Origin of the sequence: uncultured Pluralibacter sp., assembly GCF_913775985.1 — a bacterium.
GTDB lineage: Bacteria > Pseudomonadota > Gammaproteobacteria > Enterobacterales > Enterobacteriaceae > Pluralibacter.
Map to the genome: position 1 here is coordinate 74,722 of NZ_CAJYMB010000032.1, position 16,983 is coordinate 91,704.

The window sequence follows — 16,983 nt, forward strand, 5'->3', positions numbered from 1 at the left end:
GATGGATTCGCAACGCAATCTTCTAGTCATCGCTTTGTTGTTCGTGTCTTTCATGATCTGGCAGGCATGGGAGCAGGATAAAAATCCTCAGCCCCAGCAGCAGACCACGCAGACTACGACCACCGCAGCGGGTAGCGCCGCCGACCAGGGCGTACCGGCCAGTGGCCAGGGGAAACTGATTACCGTTAAGACCGACGTGCTCGAGCTGACCATCAACACCCGCGGTGGTGATGTTGAGCAGGCGCATCTGCTGGCGTACCCGAAAGAGCTGGGCTCTAACCAACCGTTCCAGCTGCTGGAAACCACACCTGAGTTTATCTACCAGGCGCAGAGCGGCCTGACCGGTCGCGACGGCCCGGATAACCCGGCTAACGGCCCGCGTCCGCTGTATAACGTTGATAAAGATGCGTTTGTGCTGGCAGACGGCCAGGACACGCTGACCATCCCGCTGACTTATACCGACAAAGCAGGCAACACCTTCACCAAGAACTTCGTGTTCAAGCGCGGTGAATACGCGGTGAACGTTGACTACAACGTGAAGAACGTGGGCGACAAGCCGCTGGAAATCTCCACGTTCGGCCAGCTGAAACAGTCCATCAAACTGCCTTCTCACCGCGATACCGGCAGCAGCAACTTCGCGCTGCACACCTTCCGCGGCGCGGCGTACTCTACGCCGGACGAAAAATACGAGAAGTATAAGTTCGATACCATTGCCGATAACGAAAACCTGAACCTGAGCGCCAAAGGCGGCTGGGTTGCGATGCTGCAGCAGTACTTCGCCACCGCGTGGGTTCCGCGCAGCGACAGCACCAGCAACTTCTACACCGCTAACCTGGGCAACGGCGTTGCCGCTATCGGCTATAAGTCTCAGCCGACGCTGGTTCAGCCGGGTCAGGCAACAACCGTAGGCAGCACCCTGTGGGTCGGCCCGGAAATTCAGGACAAAATGGCCGCTGTGGCGCCGCACCTGGATCTCACCGTGGATTACGGCTGGCTGTGGTTCATCTCTCAGCCGCTGTTTAAACTGCTGAAATTTATCCACAGCTTCCTCGGCAACTGGGGCTTCTCGATCATCGTCATCACCTTTATCGTGCGCGGCATCATGTATCCGCTGACGAAGGCGCAGTACACCTCGATGGCGAAGATGCGCATGCTGCAGCCGAAGATTCAGGCAATGCGCGAGCGCCTGGGCGACGACAAGCAGCGTCAGAGCCAGGAGATGATGGCGCTGTACAAAGCTGAGAAGGTTAACCCGCTGGGCGGCTGTTTCCCGCTGGTTATCCAGATGCCAATCTTCCTTGCGCTGTACTACATGCTGATGGGCTCCATTGAGCTGCGCCACGCACCATTCGCCCTGTGGATCCACGATCTGTCCGCGCAGGACCCGTACTACATTCTGCCGATCCTGATGGGCGTAACGATGTTCTTCATCCAGAAGATGTCGCCAACCACCGTGACCGACCCGATGCAGCAGAAGATCATGACCTTTATGCCGGTCATCTTTACGGTCTTCTTCCTGTGGTTCCCGTCCGGTCTGGTGCTGTACTATATCGTCAGTAACCTGGTGACCATCCTGCAGCAGCAGCTGATTTACCGTGGTCTGGAGAAGCGCGGGCTGCACAGCCGCGATAAGAAAAAATCCTGATTCGGTAGGCAATAGCGAAAAGGCGGTCAGATGACCGCCTTTTTTCATTTCAAGAGTAAGAGAAAAGCCATGAACCATAACGACACCATTATCGCTCAGGCAACGCCTCCCGGACGCGGCGGCGTCGGCATTCTGCGCATCTCCGGCCTGAAAGCCGCCGACGTGGCGCAGGCGGTGCTGGGCAAGCTGCCCAAGCCGCGCTACGCCGACTATCTGCCGTTTCGCGACGCGCAGGGCAACACGCTGGATCAGGGCATTGCGTTATGGTTCCCCGGCCCGAACTCGTTCACCGGCGAAGACGTGCTGGAGCTGCAGGGCCACGGCGGCCCGGTCATTCTCGATCTGCTGCTCAAGCGTATTCTGACCCTACCCGGCGTGCGCATCGCCAATCCGGGCGAGTTCTCCGAGCGGGCATTTCTCAATGACAAGCTCGACCTGGCCCAGGCAGAAGCGATTGCCGACCTGATTGACGCCAGCTCCGAGCAGGCGGCGCGCTCGGCCATGAGCTCGCTGCAGGGCGCGTTTTCCGCCCGGGTTAACCATCTTGTGGAAGCGCTCACTCACCTGCGGATCTATGTAGAGGCCGCCATCGACTTTCCCGACGAAGAGATAGACTTTCTTTCGGACGGTAAAATTGAGGCCCAGCTCAACGACGTGATGGCCGATCTGGATGCCGTACGCGCCGAGGCACGCCAGGGCAGCCTGCTGCGCGAAGGCATGAAGGTAGTGATCGCCGGACGGCCCAACGCCGGTAAATCCAGCCTGCTCAACGCGCTGGCCGGCCGCGAGGCGGCGATCGTCACCGATATCGCCGGTACCACCCGCGACGTGCTGCGCGAGCACATTCACATCGACGGCATGCCGCTGCACATCATCGACACCGCCGGGCTGCGCGACGCCAGCGACGAAGTGGAGCGCATCGGCATCGAGCGCGCCTGGCAGGAGATAGCCCAGGCCGACCGGGTGCTGTTTATGGTGGACAGCACCACTACCGAGGCCGTCGATCCGGCGGACATCTGGCCCGATTTTATCGCCCGCCTGCCGGAGAATTTACCGATTACCGTGGTGCGTAACAAAGCCGACATGACCGGTGAAGCCGCGGGCCTGACGGAAGTGAATGGCCACTCGCTAATCCGCCTCTCGGCGCGCCAGGGCGACGGGATTGATGTCCTGCGCAACCATCTCAAGCAGAGCATGGGCTTTGACACCAACATGGAGGGCGGCTTCCTCGCCCGCCGCCGCCACCTGCAGGCGCTGGAAATCGCCGCAGATCACCTGCAGCAGGGCAAGGCCCAGCTGGTCGGCGCCTGGGCCGGCGAGCTGCTGGCCGAAGAGCTGCGCCTGGCCCAGCAGAGCCTGAGCGAAATCACTGGCGAATTCACCTCTGACGACCTGCTGGGACGCATCTTCTCCAGCTTCTGTATTGGTAAATAACGCGCGGACAGCCCGCCCGCCGCGCAAAGAGGTAACCGGTGAACTACAACGTTTCGCTTCAGGAAATGAAGCTGTTTCTGATGACCACCCGGTTTTGCAGCTTCTCGGAGGTTGCCCGCCGGGAGGACATGACGCCCTCCTCGGTATCGCGCAAGATGGCGCAGCTGGAGCAGAAGGTCGGCGCAAAGCTGCTGCATCGCCATACCCGCGCGCTGTCGCTCACGGAAGAAGGACAGGCCTTTGCCCGGCAGTGCGCGGATATTTTGCAGCAGTATGAGCGAACGGTGGGGCAGATTGAGCAGCGGGCCGACACGCCGCGAGGCACCATCAGGATCAGCGCGCCGGTCGCCTTTGGCAGACGGCACATTGCGCCCTATCTGGCCGAGCTTCTCGAGCGCTATCCGCTGCTGCGGGTGGAACTGCTGCAAACCGATACCTTTATCGATCCGGCGGCCGAATCAATCGACCTGCTGATCCGTATCGGCGTATCGCAGGACTCCTCGCTGAAAATGAAGACCTTCGGCCAGCAGCGCTTTTTGATGGCCGCCAGCCCGGAGTATCTGCATCGCCACGGCGAGCCCGCGACGCCCGGGGATCTGACGCAGCATAACTGCCTGGTCTTTAAGGGCAGGCACGGGCTGCAGCGCTGGTTTATCGGCCGCGACAGGCCGCAGCCCTATGACGTCAGCGGCACGCTTTACAGTAATAACGCCGATTCACTGGTGCAGAGCGCCGTGGACGGCGCCGGGCTGGTAGTCTTTCCCAGCTGGCTTATCGGCGACGCGCTGAAAAGCGGCCAGCTCCGTCCGGTTATGACCGATTACGCTGTCTCTACCAGCATAGAGCAGCAGGCCATTGCCGCGCTCTATCTGGAAACAGATCGGCTGGCCACTAAAGTCAGAGTGGTTATTGATTTTCTGGCGCAGAAGTACGGCTCGCCCTGCTACTGGGATACCGTCTGAACGGCGTTACGTTTTTTCTCCCCGCGCCTGCGGGCGGTTGGCGAGATAGATGCACGCCAGCGCGCAGGCTACCGCGATCATCGCCGCAAGTCGCCAGAAGTTAAAAGCGATGGGCGCGTTGCCGAGCCATCCCATGGTATCGATCAGCAGGCTCATCACCATCTGGCCCAGAATGGTCGCCACGGTGGCAATAGCCACGCCTATTCGCGGGATCGCAGCCACCATCACCAGCATATAAACAATGCCGAACAGGGCTCCCGCCAGCTGCCACTTCGGCACGTTCAGCAGCGTTGCCGACGCCGGCGGGGCGAAGAAGAAGATCAGCAGCGCCGTCACCACCGCGCCCACGGAAAAGGTCAGCAAAGCGCTCTGCACCACGCCGACGCGCTCGCCGAGCTGGCCGTTGACCGCCGCCTGCATGCTGAGTGCCATCCCCGAGGCTATCGCCAGCAGAATAATCAGGATCATGATTGTGCTCCCAGATAAGTGAAAATCAGGGCGAGGGCGATAAAGCCCAGCGCCGCGACCCGAAGCGGGCGCATGGCGCGCTTCGGCATGCCGAACCAGCCGAAATAATCAATGGCGAAGCTTTTAGTTACCTGGCCAAACAGTACGCAGATCATGGTCATCGCCACCCCGAGCACCGGCGTCGACAGGGTCAGCGCAACCACGTATATCGGGCCAAGAAAGCCGCCGATCAGCTGCCAGCGCGGCACCGCCTGCCAGCCGGGGAACGGCTTTTGCGGAATAAAAAAGCGCAGCAGCCACAGCAGCGCGGCGCCAACCCCAAAGATGCTCAGCGTGGCCCACAGGTGTCCGACCTGCTCGCCCAGCGGCCCCAGAAGGCCTGCTTCAAATGACAGCCCCATACCGGCGAAGACCACCAGCAATACAGAGAATAGGTTCATGATGCTGCCCTCCCCGCGGCGGATACCGCATGGGTTATGCCGGATCGGACACGGACGTCATTCGCCTGCTCCGCCCGTCGAGGATCAGGTACAAAGAAAGGAAACATGAATGGATGCCTCATCGGTAATAGAGTGAGTCGCCGCAGCGATGAGGCTCATTGTAAGTCGCGGAATGAATTGAAAAACCCGCCGCCGGGAACATCACTTATGCAGGATCTGCACAGGTTAGCCCCGGCGCGCGGGCTAGTGGTGCCTCGCCCTCTCCCGCCGCGCCGTCTGCAAGCTGGTCATGAGGAAAACGAGGATAAAAACCAGCGCGAACAGCACCACGATGGTTGGGGCGGGCGCGCTGTCGATAAAGAACGACAGATACACGCCGCACAGCGACACCAGCACCGACACTGCCACCGCCAGCAGCAGCGCGCGGTGGAAGCGGCGGGTAAGCAAGATGGCAATCGCCCCCGGGGCAATAAGCAGCGAAACCGACAGAATAATACCCACCGCCTTTAGCGCCGCCACGATGGCCAGCGCCACCAGACACAGCAGTCCGTAGTGCAGCCACCCCACGCGCAGGCCGCTGGCGCGCGCCTGTACCGGATCGAAGCAAAACAGCATCAAATCGCGCCACTTTAGCGCATAGACCAGCGCAATCGCTGCGGCAATCACCATTGCCTGCACAATATCGGCCGCGTTAACCCCCAGCATATCGCCAAACAGGATGTGGTCCAGGTGGACTTCTGGCCTGACGGCGAGATAGAGGAGCAGGCCGCTGGCGAACATGCCGGAGAAGACGATCCCCATTACCGTATCCTGCTTGATGCGGCTATTGTCCTTCAGGTAGCCGGTCGCCAGCGCACAGAGCAAACCGGCGGCAAACGCGCCGACGCCCAGCGGCAGCCCCAGCATCCACGCCAGCACCACGCCGGGAAACACCGCGTGGCTCATAGCGTCGCCCATCAGCGCCCAGCCCTTCAGCACCAGCAGCACCGACAGCAGCGCGCAGGGAACCGCCACCACCAGGGCAACCAGCAGCGCGGTGCGCATAAAACCAAACGACAGCGGCTCCAGCAGCAGGCTTATCATGGCTGCACCTCCGGTATCTGTCGGCTGCGGCGCCGCGCGGCCAGCACACCGTGCCGGGGCGCGAAGACAAACGCCAGCAGAAACAGCAGCGTTTGGGCAATCACGATAATCGCGCCGGTGGCACCGTCCAGATAGTAGCTGGCCCAGGCGCCGAGGAAGCTGGTCACGCTGCCGATAAGTACCGCGATCAGCAGCAGGCGAGGAAAGCGGTCGGTCAGCAGCCACGCGGTGGCGCCGGGTGCCACCAGCAGGCTGATGACCAGAAACGCGCCGACAGTTTGCAGCGCCGCCACAGCGGACACCGCCAGCAGGGTAAAAAACAGCACTTTCAGCCGCGCCGGGCGCAGGCCAATAGCGCGGGCGTGATTTTCATCGAAAAAGGTCACCAGCAGATCTTTCCACGTAAAGATCAGCACCATCGCCGAGACACCGCCGATGATAGCCAGCTGGAGAATATCTTCCGGCGCGATCGCCAGAATGTTGCCGAGCACAATGCTCTGAATGTTGACCGCCGTCGGGTTAAGGGAAACCATAAACAGCCCCAGCCCGAAGAACGAAGAGAAGATCAGCCCGATAATCGCATCCTCTTTCAGCCGGGTGCGCTGGTTGAGAAATAACATCGCCGCCGCTGCCAGCCCGCCGGAGAAAAAAGCGCCCAGCGAGAACGGCAGTGCCAGCATGTAGGCACCCGCTACGCCGGGCACAATGGCGTGAGACAGCGCATCGCCCATCAGCGACCAGCCCTTGAGCATCAGGTAGCAGGAGAGGAACGCACACAAGCCACCCACCATCGCCGAGACCCACATGGCGTTGAGCATATAGTCGTAGCTAAACGGCTCCAGCAGCGCGCTCACCGCATCCCTCCCGCGCGGCGAACGGCTGCCAGCGCTTCGCTGTCGCCCGATATCACCGGACGCAGCGCGCCGCCGAAAGCCCGCGCCAGATTTTCCGGGGTAAAGACCGCGTCGATGAGCCCGCTGGCCAGCACCGTCCCTTTGACAATCACCGCGCGATCGCAAAATGCCGTAACGGCATCGAGGTTGTGCGTCGAGACCAGCAGCGTTTTACCCTCGTCGCGCAGCGCCCGCAGCAGCGTGATGATATTGGCCTCGGTGTTAACGTCCACGCCGGTAAAGGGCTCATCCAGCAGGATCACCTGTCCCTGCTGGGCGATAGCGCGGGCGAGAAACACGCGCTTTTTCTGGCCGCCGGAGAGCTCGCCAATCTGGCGCTGGCGAAACCCGGCCATATCGACCCGCTCCAGCGCCTCGGTGACTATCCGGCGATCCTCCGCTTTCGGGATGCGCAGCAGGCCCATGTGCCCGTAGCGCCCCATCATTACCACATCCTCCACCAGCACCGGGAAAGACCAGTCCACCTCTTCGGACTGCGGCACATAGGCGACCCGATTTTTACGCAGCGCCTGATTTGTTTCCATCCCGAGAATGGCAATGCGGCCACGCGCGGGGCGGACAAAGCCCATGATCGCCTTGAACAGCGTTGATTTTCCGGCGCCGTTTACCCCCACCAGGGCGGCGATGGAGCCGCCCGGGATCTCGAAGCTGGCGTCGTATAGCGCAGTGTGGCCGTTGCGGTAGGTGACGGTGACGTCGGTGACGCTGATGCCTGCGGCTTCTCCCATGCTCACTCCTTCATGCCCTCTTTCAGCCCTTTCACCAGCGTGCCGGTAGTCACCGTCAGCAGATCGAGGTAGGTAGGCACCGGACCGTCCGCGGCGCTGAGAGAGTCAACGTACAGCACGCCACCGTAGTGCGCGCCAGTTTCCCGGGCGACCTGGCGGGCAGGCTTGTCGGACACGGTGCTCTCACTAAAGACGGCGGGAATATGATTTTTTTTCACCAGATCGACGACCTTGCGCACCTGCTGCGGCGTGCCCTGGCTGTCGGCGTTGACCGGCCACAGGTACAGCTCTTTCAGGCCGAGGTCGCGAGCGAGGTAGGAGAAAGCCCCTTCGCTGGAGACCAGCCAGCGCTGCCCCTCGGGGATCGTCGCCACCTGCGCGCGCAGCGGCGCCACCCGACTGCTGATTTGCGCCTTGTAGGCCTCGGCGTTGCGCCGGTAGACGTCGGCATGCGCTGGATCGTATTTCACCAGCGCATCGCGAATGTTATTCACGTAGATAAGCGCGTTGTCCGGAGACATCCATGCGTGCGGGTTGGGCTTGCCGTTATAGGGCCCTTCGGTGATGCCGATGGGCGTGATGCCGGTGGTGACCACCGCCTCCGGCACGCCGTCGAGGTGCTGATAAAAGCGCGTAAACCAGCGCTCGAGATTTAAGCCGTTCACCAAAATTAGCCGGGCACCCTGAGCGCGCTTGATGTCGCCGGGCGTCGGCTGATATTCATGAATCTCCGCGCCGGGTTTGGTAATGGCGCTGACCTCCGCCGCGTCTCCGGCAACGTTTTTAGCCATGTCGGCGATGACGGTAAAGGTGGTGATAACCTTGAATTTTTCCTGCGCCTGCGCCGAAAGCGTGCAGGTGGAAACAATAGCGGCTCCGAGGATCAGAGCCCGAACAGCGGCGATCGGGGACATAGTGGGACCTCAGCAAGTGATTATAAAAAGCGCATTTATAGCCTGAGCTATTTTTTATAGCACAAGCTATCTTTTAATGAAAATAATAATCATTTCCACACTAATGCAGTGCGTAATCCCCTTCTGCACCGCAACCCTGCAAGCTTTTAATGGTCAAAATGAGGCAGGCGACCCGTGCGCCAGCGCGAATTTGATCGAAATTTATTCACGAAAGCTATTCATCATCAAAACACATTGGTTTAATTGATAGTTATTCTTATCATTGCTGATTCACAGACCATTAATCATGGAGCGACATAATGGCGACGCACTTTGCTAGAGGGATTTTGAACTGCGGACATCTTTTGCCGGCCCGGCTATCCCCGGACTGCCACGCGCAGGCGAGAGCGCTGCCGGCGCACCTGCGGGCGCGCTTTCTCGCCGCCCGGACGCTGCTGGCTGAACTCATCTTTATGCTGTACGGCACCGCCGAGCTTCCCGATATCGTCACCCGCGACGGCGGCAAACCTGAATTTACCGGCAGCAGCCAGCCGCGCTTTTCCATCGCCTATGCCGGGAATATTGTCGGCGTGGCGCTGTCTACCGTCAGCGAGTGCGGGCTGGGTATGGCGCTTCAGCCGGCCACCCGACGCGCTCCTGTGGACGACAGCGCGAACATCACACCTCTTAGCCGCGCTGAAACGCTGTGGATCGAGAACCAGAGCGATCCCGAAGAAGCCAGAACCCAGATGCTGGCCCTGCGCCAGAGCGTATTAAAGCTCGGCGTCAGCCCCGAGCGGCTCCAGCTGCTGCCGGGCGCCGGGCGCCTGAGCACCGCCGAGCGGGCGCCGGTGGAAGCGATTTGCGATGCGGAGGATGTGCTGGTGTGGTCAGTGGCGGCCTCTCCCGCCATTGAAAGGCTTAAAATCTGGGAGTTTGACAGCGGCAGCGGCTGGCGCGGACTGCCCGACATCTCCCTCAGGGCCAGCGAGCCTTCCGCCAGTCTGATGCGCTTTACCAGCCTGCCGGGAGAGAGAACACCTATACTCAGTTAACTTACCATGATGAAAAAAGGAGTAATCATGTCAGACGATTTGAAGATTGTTACCCTGCTCGGGAGCCTGCGCAAAGGCTCATTTAACGGCATTGTGGCTCGCGCACTGCCGAAGCTCGCGCCGGAGGGGATGACGATCTCTGAACTGCCATCGATTGCCGCGATCCCGCTTTACGATGCCGATATTCAGGAAGAAGAAGGGGTGCCCCAGCGGGTTGAAGAGATTGCCGCGCTGATCCGCGAAGCGGACGGCGTAGTGATCGTTACCCCCGAATATAACTACTCGGTGCCGGGCGGCCTGAAAAACGCCATCGACTGGCTGTCACGCGTGGCGGAACAGCCGCTGGCGCGCAAGCCGGTGCTGATCCAGACCAACTCAATGGGCGCCATCGGCGGCGCGCGCTGCCAGTATCACCTGCGCCAGATCCTGGTTTTCCTCGACGCGATGGTGATGAACAAGCCAGAGTTTATGGGCGGAATTATTCAGAATAAAGTCGATCCGCAGACCGACGAGATTGTCGATCCGGCCACGATGGAACACCTTTCCAGCCAGCTCAGCGCCTTTGCGGACTATATTCGCCGGGTCAGAGCCTAAAAAAAACCCGCGGCCGGACGGCTGCGGGTTTTCATTTCCAGACGCCATCAGGCGTCGATAAACGCGATTTTTAATACGAACAGCAGCGCCACAATCACCACGCACGGGCTGAGATCCCGCAGGCGGCCGGTGCCGATTTTCATCACGCAGTAAGAGATAAAGCCCAGCGCAATCCCTTCGGTAATCGAGAAGCTGAACGGCATCATCACCGCGGTAATAAAGGCGGGAACCGCTTCGGTCAGATCGTCCCATTTCACGCGGGCGAGGCTTGAGGTCATCAGCACGCCGACGTAAATCAGCGCCCCGGCAGCAGCGTAAGGCGGCACCATGCCCGCCAGCGGCGAGAGGAAAATCACCAGCAGGAACAGAATGCCCACCACCACCGCGGTGAGACCGGTGCGCCCGCCGACGGAAACGCCGGAGGTAGACTCAATATAGGCGGTGACGGAAGAGGTACCGATAAACGAGCCCGCCACGGAAGAGATACTGTCGACGTACAGCGCCTGCTTCATGCGCGGGAATTTGCCTTTCTCGTCGGTCAGTCCCGCTTTGTCAGTCACGCCCATCAGGGTGCCGGAAGAGTCGAACAGATTGACCAACATAAAAGAGAAAATCACCCCGGCCAGGCCAACGTTCAGCGATCCCATCAAGTCCACGTGACCAATAACCGAGGTCACGTCCGGCGGACGGGACACAATGCCGCCGTACTGCACGTCGCCCAGCAGCAGGCCGAGGACGGTGGTGACAATAATCGAGATCAGCACCGCGGCGTGAATATTCCGCGAGGCGAGAATGGCGATAATAAAGAAGCCCAGCACGCCCAGCAGCACGCTGTGGGAAGTGAGCTTACCGATGCTGACCAGCGTATCGGCGTTAGAAACAATCACCCCAGCGTTTTTCAGGCCCATCATGCCGACAAACAGTCCGATACCGCTGGTGATACCTACCCGCAGGCTGACCGGGATATTGGCAATCATCCAGTAGCGCACGCGGAAAATAGTCAGCAGCAGCAGCCCGATGGCGCCCCAGAAGATGGCACCCATGCCCACCTGCCACGGCAGCCCCATCGCTTTAACCACCACAAAGGCAAAAAAGGCGTTCAGCCCCATCGCCGGCGCCAGCGCCACCGGCAGGTTGGCGAAAAGGCCCATTAAAATACTGCCGAAAGCGGCAATAAGGCAGGTGGTGACAAAGACGGCGCTGGTGTCCATGCCGGCTACGCCCAGAATTTGCGGGTTCACAAAAACGATATAGACCATCGTCAGGAAGGTGGTAAACCCGGCGATAACTTCGGTACGGGCGGTGGTACCGTGATCGCGCAGTTTGAACACGCGCTCGAGCAGACCCGAAGCCTGGGTGGAATGTTGTTGGCTCATCTTCTGGTTCCAGAGAAAGGAGGGAAAAAATCGTCGCTATCCTATACCAAAATGCGACAATAAGGACATTGGCAGCCCACTTTTTTTCATCGAATTTGCTTATACGGCAACGATTGCGCGGCGCATTTTTTATTACGAAAACGTTAAACTTACGATAACAGGAAAGAGCATGTCCGAAATTGAAGCAGTATTTTTCGACTGTGACGGCACGCTGGTCGACAGTGAAGTCATCTGTTCCCGCGCCTATGTGCATATGTTTAAGGCGTTTGATATCGCCCTCGATCTCGACGAGGTTTTCAAGCGTTTTAAGGGCGTTAAGCTCTACGAAATTATCGACACCATTAGCGCAGAGCGCGGCGTAAGCCTGAACAAACCGGAGCTTGAGCAGATTTACCGCGCGGAAGTGGCGCGCCTGTTTGACAGCGAGCTGGAGGTTATTCCCGGCGCCGCCGCGCTGCTGGACGCCATTACGGTGCCGATGTGCGTGGTCTCCAACGGGCCGGTCAGCAAAATGCAGCATTCGCTGGGCAATACCGGCATGCTGCACCACTTCCCGGATGCGCTGTACAGCGGCTACGACATTCAGTGCTGGAAGCCCGATCCGGCGCTGATGTTTCATGCGGCAAAAGCGATGAAGGTGAACGTGGAGAACTGCATTCTGGTGGACGATTCCGTCGCCGGCGCGCAGTCCGGCGTGGCGGCGGGCATGGAGGTGTTCTACTTCTGCGCCGATCCGCACAATAAGCCGATTAGCCACCCGAAAGTGACGACGTTTACCGCACTGGATCAGCTGCCTGCCCTGTGGCAGGCGCGCGGCTGGCAGATAACCCGCTAAATGCGCCAGCGGCCTTCTCCGCGCGGGAGAAGGCCGGTCCGTTATTCTTTGGGATCGCTTCCCGCCAGCAGCTTGTCCAGCGCGTCACCGCCCACGTGGCGGAAGTCCTGACCCTTCACGAAGTAGAAAATATACTCGCAGATATTCTGGCAGCGGTCGCCGATGCGCTCGATAGAGCGGGCGCAGAACAGGGCGGTCAGCACGCTGGGAATGGTGCGCGAGTCTTCCATCATGTAGGTCATCAGCTGGCGGACAATGCCTTCATATTCCTGATCGACCTTCTTATCTTCGCGGTAGATACGCACCGCTTCATCAAGATCCATGCGTGCGAAGGCGTCCAGCACGTCGTGCAGCATCTGCACCGTGTGGCGGCCCAGCGACTCCAGGCTGACCAGCAGCGGCTGGTGCTGTTTGGAGAACTTCTCCAGCGCGGTGCGGCAGATTTTATCCGCCACGTCGCCCATGCGCTCCAGCTCGGCGATGGTTTTGATGATAGCCATCACCAGCCGCAGGTCGCTGGCGGTGGGCTGGCGCTTGGCGATAATGCGCACGCAGGCTTCATCGATCGCCACTTCCATCATGTTGACCTGCCGGTCGCCGTCAATCACCCGGTGCGCCAGCTCGCTATCCTGGTTGTGCATCGCCGTAATGGCATCGGAAAGCTGCTTCTCCACCAGCCCGCCCATGGTCATGACCTGGGTGCGGATATGCTCCAGCTCGGCGTTAAACTGACCGGAAATGTGTTTGTTAAGGTTCAGATTGTCCATGAGAACTCCCGATCAGCCGTAGCGGCCGGTAATGTAGTCTTCGGTCTGCTTCTGCGCAGGCCGGGTGAAAAGAGAATCGGTATCGCTGAACTCAATCAGCTCTCCGAGATACATGAACGCGGTGTGATCCGAGCAGCGGGCGGCCTGCTGCATGTTGTGGGTAACGATCACCACGGTGTAATCCTGCTTCAGCTCGGTGATAAGTTCCTCGATGCGGCCGGTAGAGATGGGATCCAGCGCCGAGCAGGGCTCATCCAGCAGCAGCACCTCCGGACGAATGGCAATCCCGCGGGCGATACACAGGCGCTGCTGCTGGCCGCCGGAGAGTGAATAGCCGCTCTGATGCAGCTTGTCTTTGGTTTCGTTCCACAGCGCCGCCTTAGTGAGCGCCCACTGTACGCGCTCGTCCATATCCGGGCGGGAGAGCTTTTCAAACAGGCGCACGCCGAAGGCGATATTGTCGTAAATCGACATCGGGAACGGCGTCGGCTTCTGGAAGACCATCCCGACCCGGGCGCGCAGCAGGGCGATATCCTGGGTGTTGGTGAGGATGTTGTCGCCATCCAGCAGGATCTCGCCTTCCGCGCGCTGGTCGGGATAGAGCGAAAACATCTTGTTGAAGGTGCGCAGCAGCGTCGATTTACCGCAGCCCGACGGGCCGATAAACGCCGTCACCTGGTTTTTGGCTATATCCAGGTTGATGTTCTTCAGGGCGTGGAATTTGCCGTAGTAGAAGTTCAGATCGCGAACGGAAATTTTGCCCGGCGCTGTTTCAACCATACTCATCTCAGTATTTCCTCATCCGGCGCCGCGTTGGCCGCGCCGCTAAAATTAACCGTGTTTCTTCTTCGCAAAAATCACGCGCGCCAGAATGTTCAACAGCAGGACGCACAGGGTAATGATCAGCACGCCGGCCCACGCCAGCTCCTGCCACTGCGCAAACGGGCTCATCGCAAATTTAAAGATGGTGACCGGCAGGTTGGCGATTGGCTGCATCATGTCGGTGCTCCAGAACTGGTTGGAGAGCGCGGTGAACAGCAGCGGTGCCGTTTCCCCGGCAATACGCGCGATAGCCAGCAGCACACCGGTCATGATCCCGGAGACGGATGCTTTCAAGGTGATCGCCGAAATCATTTTCCACTTCGGCGTGCCGAGGGCGTAGGCCGCTTCCCGCAGGCTGTCCGGCACCAGCTTGAGCATGTTCTCGGTGGTGCGGATAACAATCGGCACCTGCAGCAGCGCCAGCGCGATAACCCCCGCCCAGCCGGAAAAGTGCTGCATCTGCGCCACCACCAGAGTGTAAACAAACAGGCCCACCACAATAGACGGCGCGGACAGCAGGATATCGTTGATGAAGCGGATTATTTCCGCCAGCCACGACTTGCGCCCGTACTCCGCCAGATAGATGCCGGCCATGATCCCCAGCGGGGTGCCGAAAACCGTGGCCCACAGGATCAGCAGCCCGCTGCCGGCCAGCGCGTTCGCCAGCCCGCCGCCGTCGGTGTTCGGCGGCGGCGTCATTTCCGTAAACAGCGCCAGCGACATGCCGTCGATGCCGCGGGTTACGGTTGAGAAAAGGATCCACACCAGCCAGAAGAGGCCGAAAATCATGGTCGCCATCGACAGCGTCAGGGCGATGCGGTTTTTCAGGCGGCGGCGGGCCTGCATTTTTTGCCGCGAGGCGTGCAGCGCCGCGGAGGTTTGCAGCTCAAGCGTGGTCATTAGCGCGCCCCCTCATTTTTCGCCAACCGGCGCACCATCAGCCGGGAAATCGCCAGCACGATAAAGGTGATAACAAACAGAATAAGCCCCAGTTCCATCAGCACCGCGACGTGAAGACCGGAGTCAGCTTCGGCAAACTCGTTGGCCAGCGCCGAGGTGATGCTGTTGCCCGGCATGTACAGCGAGGCGCTGTCGAGCTGGTAGGTGTTGCCGATGATAAAGGTGACCGCCATTGTCTCGCCCAGCGCGCGGCCCAGTCCGAGCATCACCCCGCCGATCACGCCATTTTTGGTGAACGGCAGCACGATGCGCCAGATAACTTCCCAGGTGGTGCAGCCGATGCCGTAGGCCGACTCTTTCATCATCACCGGCGTCTGCTCGAACACATCGCGCATTACCGCGGCGATATAGGGAATGATCATGATGGCGAGAATAACCCCCGCCGCCAGCAGGCCGATGCCAAACGCCGGGCCGGCGAACAGGGCGCCGACGAACGGAATGGTCGACAGGACGTTGCCCACCGGCTCCTGAAACCAGGTAGCGAACAGCGGGGCGAAGATAAAAAGTCCCCACATGCCGTAGACGATGCTGGGAATAGCCGCCAGCAGCTCAATGGCAATGCCGAGCGGGCGCTTCAGCCAGTTCGGGGCCAGCTCGGTGAGGAACAGCGCGATGCCGAAGCTCACCGGAACGGCGATCAGCAGCGCGATAAAGGAGGTCACCAGCGTACCGTAGATGGGCACCAGCGCGCCGTAGGTATCGTTGGGCGCATCCCACTCTTTGGTCCACAGGAAGGAGAAACCAAATTTCTCAATGCTCGGCCAGGAGGAGATGAGCAGGGAAACGATGATGCCGCCCAGCATCAATAGCACAATCAGCGCTGCCAGTTTGACCAGCGCGCTGAAGAGAATGTCACCCTTTTTGCCCGGGGGGTTAAATGCCGGCGTGGTTGCAGCCATAAATTCCGCTTTCCGTTAGTCTGAGGGCGAACGAGCCGCCCTCAGGAGTGATGCGTTAGGATCAGTAGAGCGCTTTGCCGCTGCTGTCTTTGACGCTGGTCTTCCAGGCCGCGCGGACCTGTTCAACCACGCTATCCGGCAGCGTCGCGTAATCCAGCGCGTTCGCTTCTTTGGCGCCATTTTTGTACGCCCAGTCGAAGAACTTCAGCACTTCCGCGCCCTGCTCCGGCCGCGTCTGCGCTTTGTGCACCAGGATGAAGGTGGTGGAAGTAATAGGCCACGCGTTGTCACCTTTCTGATTGGTCAGGTCCTGGGCGAAGGATTTACTCCAGTCGGCACCTTTCGCCGCGTTAGCGAAGCTCTCTTCCGTTGGGCTCACCGCCTTGCCGTCGGCATCGATCAGTTTGGTATAGGCCAGGTTATTCTGCTTGGCATAGGCGTATTCCACATAGCCAATGGAGCCCGGCAGGCGCTGAACGAAGGCGGCAACGCCGTCGTTACCCTTGCCGCCGAGGCCGGTCGGCCAGTTTACCGTGGAGCCGGCGCCAATTTTAGATTTCCACTCGTCGCTAACTTTCGCCAGGTAGCTGGTGAAAACGAAGGAGGTGCCGGAACCGTCAGCGCGGCGCACCACGGCGATGTTCTGCGCCGGCAGCGTTTTGCCCGGGTTCAGTTTGGCAATCGCCGCATCGTCCCACTTCTTGATTTTGCCCAGGTAGATATCGCCCAGCGTTTTGCCGTCGAGCACCAGGTCGCCGGACTTAAATCCCGGCAGGTTTACCGCCAGCACCACCCCACCGATCACGGTGGGGAACTGGAACAGGCCTTCCTGGCTCAGCTTCTCATCGGACAGCGGCGCATCGGAGGCGCCGAAATCTACGGTGTTAGCGGTGATCTGCTTTACGCCGCCGGAGGAGCCTATACCCTGATAGTTGACCTTGTTGCCGGTCGCCTTCTGGTAGGTATCCGCCCATTTGGCATACACCGGCGCGGGGAAGGTTGCACCTGCACCCGTCAGGCTCGCTGCCGCCAGGGCAGAGAACGCGCTCAGGGATAAGGTCGCGGCGACAACAGTTGCGACAGTGGTACGCATAACTTTCATAATGTC

The 16,983-nt window shown here is 60.0% G+C and carries 18 protein-coding genes; 6 read left to right on the forward strand and 12 right to left on the reverse strand.

All coding sequences use genetic code 11. The features are described 5' to 3' along the window. The first annotated feature begins 1 nt into the window (after position 1). The 3 genes from yidC (at position 2) to QZ766_RS04615 (ending at position 4,041) form a co-directional block, all read left to right on the forward strand. Positions 2-1,645 carry a membrane protein insertase YidC gene (gene yidC / locus QZ766_RS04605; protein ID WP_297197911.1) on the forward strand — a complete coding sequence of 548 codons (1,644 nt, stop codon included), beginning with the start codon at positions 2-4 and terminating at the stop codon, positions 1,643-1,645. Between the two features lie 69 nt (positions 1,646-1,714). Beyond that, entirely contained in the window at positions 1,715-3,079 is a 1,365-nt protein-coding gene (gene mnmE, locus QZ766_RS04610) for a tRNA uridine-5-carboxymethylaminomethyl(34) synthesis GTPase MnmE (RefSeq protein WP_297197914.1), read from the forward strand. A gap of 38 nt (positions 3,080-3,117) precedes the next feature. Then, positions 3,118-4,041, forward strand: coding sequence for a LysR family transcriptional regulator (locus QZ766_RS04615; RefSeq protein WP_297197917.1), 924 nt, complete (start codon positions 3,118-3,120; stop codon positions 4,039-4,041). Between the two features lie 6 nt (positions 4,042-4,047). Here QZ766_RS04615 and QZ766_RS04620 read toward each other — a convergent pair whose 3' ends face one another. The 6 genes from QZ766_RS04620 to QZ766_RS04645 form a co-directional block, all read right to left on the reverse strand. Next, positions 4,048-4,512 (reverse strand): DMT family transporter, encoded by a 465-nt coding sequence (locus QZ766_RS04620; RefSeq protein WP_297198072.1) that lies wholly within the window; start codon positions 4,510-4,512, stop codon positions 4,048-4,050. Then, a complete protein-coding gene (locus QZ766_RS04625; protein ID WP_297197919.1) occupies positions 4,506-4,949 on the reverse strand; it encodes a DMT family transporter in 444 nt (147 codons plus the stop codon). Before QZ766_RS04625 ends, QZ766_RS04620 begins: the two co-directional genes overlap by 7 nt. 243 nt (positions 4,950-5,192) lie before the next feature. After that, a complete protein-coding gene (locus QZ766_RS04630; protein ID WP_297197922.1) occupies positions 5,193-6,032 on the reverse strand; it encodes a metal ABC transporter permease in 840 nt (279 codons plus the stop codon). Beyond that, the gene (gene sitC, locus QZ766_RS04635; protein WP_297197924.1) at positions 6,029-6,886 is read right to left on the reverse strand and encodes an iron/manganese ABC transporter permease subunit SitC; all 858 of its coding nucleotides are present in this window, start codon (positions 6,884-6,886) and stop codon (positions 6,029-6,031) included. Before sitC ends, QZ766_RS04630 begins: the two co-directional genes overlap by 4 nt. Further along, positions 6,883-7,674, reverse strand: coding sequence for a manganese/iron ABC transporter ATP-binding protein (locus QZ766_RS04640; protein ID WP_297197928.1), 792 nt, complete (start codon positions 7,672-7,674; stop codon positions 6,883-6,885). The genes sitC and QZ766_RS04640 overlap by 4 nt, the downstream gene beginning before the upstream one ends. A 2-nt stretch (positions 7,675-7,676) precedes the next feature. Further along, a complete protein-coding gene (locus QZ766_RS04645) occupies positions 7,677-8,588 on the reverse strand; it encodes a metal ABC transporter substrate-binding protein (RefSeq protein WP_297197931.1) in 912 nt (303 codons plus the stop codon). A gap of 299 nt (positions 8,589-8,887) precedes the next feature. Here QZ766_RS04645 and QZ766_RS04650 point away from each other — a divergent pair, with 299 nt between their 5' ends. Together QZ766_RS04650 and QZ766_RS04655 are read left to right on the forward strand one after the other, a co-directional pair. Beyond that, positions 8,888-9,622 (forward strand): phosphopantetheinyl transferase, encoded by a 735-nt coding sequence (locus tag QZ766_RS04650; RefSeq protein ID WP_297197933.1) that lies wholly within the window; start codon positions 8,888-8,890, stop codon positions 9,620-9,622. 27 nt (positions 9,623-9,649) lie between these two features. Then, the gene (locus QZ766_RS04655; RefSeq protein WP_297197936.1) at positions 9,650-10,216 is read left to right on the forward strand and encodes an NADPH-dependent FMN reductase; all 567 of its coding nucleotides are present in this window, start codon (positions 9,650-9,652) and stop codon (positions 10,214-10,216) included. A 47-nt stretch (positions 10,217-10,263) separates the two neighbouring features. On the opposite strand, the gene QZ766_RS04660 is transcribed toward QZ766_RS04655, so the two are convergent. Then, positions 10,264-11,592, reverse strand: coding sequence for an NCS2 family permease (locus QZ766_RS04660; protein ID WP_297197939.1), 1,329 nt, complete (start codon positions 11,590-11,592; stop codon positions 10,264-10,266). 169 nt (positions 11,593-11,761) lie between these two features. Between QZ766_RS04660 and yieH the strand changes: the two genes are divergently transcribed. Next, a complete protein-coding gene (yieH, locus tag QZ766_RS04665; RefSeq protein ID WP_297197942.1) occupies positions 11,762-12,427 on the forward strand; it encodes a 6-phosphogluconate phosphatase in 666 nt (221 codons plus the stop codon). 41 nt (positions 12,428-12,468) lie between these two features. Here the strand turns inward: yieH and phoU are convergent, their stop codons facing one another. The 5 genes from phoU to pstS all read right to left on the reverse strand — a co-directional run bounded on the left by phoU (position 12,469) and on the right by pstS (position 16,977). After that, complete coding sequence (gene phoU / locus QZ766_RS04670; RefSeq protein ID WP_297197945.1) at positions 12,469-13,194, reverse strand: phosphate signaling complex protein PhoU; 726 nt, start codon at positions 13,192-13,194, stop codon at positions 12,469-12,471. A 12-nt stretch (positions 13,195-13,206) separates the two neighbouring features. Then, on the reverse strand, positions 13,207-13,980 hold the full coding sequence (pstB, locus tag QZ766_RS04675; protein WP_297197948.1) for a phosphate ABC transporter ATP-binding protein PstB: 774 nt from the start codon (positions 13,978-13,980) through the stop codon (positions 13,207-13,209). A gap of 45 nt (positions 13,981-14,025) precedes the next feature. After that, a complete protein-coding gene (pstA, locus tag QZ766_RS04680; RefSeq protein ID WP_297197951.1) occupies positions 14,026-14,916 on the reverse strand; it encodes a phosphate ABC transporter permease PstA in 891 nt (296 codons plus the stop codon). After that, positions 14,916-15,875 carry a phosphate ABC transporter permease PstC gene (gene pstC / locus QZ766_RS04685; protein WP_297197954.1) on the reverse strand — a complete coding sequence of 320 codons (960 nt, stop codon included), beginning with the start codon at positions 15,873-15,875 and terminating at the stop codon, positions 14,916-14,918. Before pstC ends, pstA begins: the two co-directional genes overlap by 1 nt. Positions 15,876-15,936: 61 nt before the next feature. Then, on the reverse strand, positions 15,937-16,977 hold the full coding sequence (gene pstS / locus QZ766_RS04690) for a phosphate ABC transporter substrate-binding protein PstS (protein ID WP_297197957.1): 1,041 nt from the start codon (positions 16,975-16,977) through the stop codon (positions 15,937-15,939). Between the last annotated feature and the right edge of the window lie 6 nt (positions 16,978-16,983).